Source organism: Bacteroides sp. AF29-11, assembly GCF_003602895.1.
GTDB classification, from domain to species: domain Bacteria; phylum Bacteroidota; class Bacteroidia; order Bacteroidales; family Bacteroidaceae; genus Bacteroides; species Bacteroides uniformis.
Genome location: NZ_QTLY01000014.1, coordinates 1 through 410 on the forward strand (window position 1 = coordinate 1; position 410 = coordinate 410).

General features: G+C 44.4%; 1 pseudogene. It reads left to right on the forward strand.

Annotated elements, in window-relative coordinates:
- Positions 1–410 (forward strand): annotated as a pseudogene (locus DWZ03_RS20075) (RHS repeat-associated core domain-containing protein); the annotation flags it as partial.

Sequence of the window (410 nt, forward strand, 5' to 3'; positions counted from 1 at the left end):
TATGGCCAGACTGGTGCCAGTGCCTACGGCCTGCTTGATAACCTGACTTACACATTGACCGGTAATCAGTTGAGCTGTGTGGAGGATGCGGTGAGTACCGCTGCATACGGTACAAACACTGCCTTTGTGAACGGTACAAGCACCGCAGGGGAGTATGTCTACGATGTCAACGGAAATTTAACGAAAGATTTGAATAAGGGAATTACCGATATTCAATATAATGTATTAAATTTGCCCAGTACGGTATCGTTCAGTGATGGTAGCACGATTACCTATACTTATGGTGCTGACGGCACGAAACTGAGAACAGTCCATAAGATAGGCAGTACAACCACAACGACTGACTATTGCGGTAATGTGATTTATGAAAACGGTACTCAGAAGTTGTTACTCACAGAAGAGGGTTACAT